Origin of the sequence: Rhodococcus sp. PAE-6 (genome assembly GCF_025290685.1) — a bacterium.
In the GTDB taxonomy this organism is placed as follows: domain Bacteria; phylum Actinomycetota; class Actinomycetes; order Mycobacteriales; family Mycobacteriaceae; genus Rhodococcus; species Rhodococcus pyridinivorans.
Window position 1 is genome coordinate 1 of record NZ_JAOCLZ010000096.1, and the last position, 443, is coordinate 443.

The window sequence follows — 443 nt, forward strand, 5'->3', positions numbered from 1 at the left end:
TACTGCAACGACAGTTTGTGACCGAGGTTGTGCCTATGGTACTTGATCTTGGTGCAGTCGGAGGTATTGGAATGGTCAGCCGGGTTCACAGCGTTCTGCAGTCGGTTTGCGCACCGGTTCTCGCGGGTGGAGTCACGGCGGCGGATGGTGGCGTATGTCCGGGGATTGCTCGCGGAGGTCGAACGGAAGAACGGCTGGACGTTGGCCGAGGCGGCTGGGGACGCTGGTCCGGAAGGTATGCAGCGGCTGCTGAACTTCTACGCCTGGGACTGCGACGGGCTGCGCGATGACGTGCGCGAGGTCGTGGTCGAGGCGATCGGCGACGAAAAGACCGGGGTGTTGATCGTCGACGAGACCGGTTTCCTCAAGAAGGGCAACAGATCCGCCGGAGTGGCTCGGCAGTATTCCGGAACCGCCGGGCGGATCGAGAACAGTCAGGTCGG

The 443-nt window shown here is 62.8% G+C and carries 1 protein-coding gene; it reads left to right on the plus strand.

Translation table 11 applies throughout. From position 1 onward, the window contains the following. Positions 1-51 precede the first annotated feature (51 nt). The coding region (locus NVV99_RS26385; RefSeq protein WP_260783285.1) for a transposase at positions 52-443 on the plus strand (392 nt) is incomplete at its 3' end.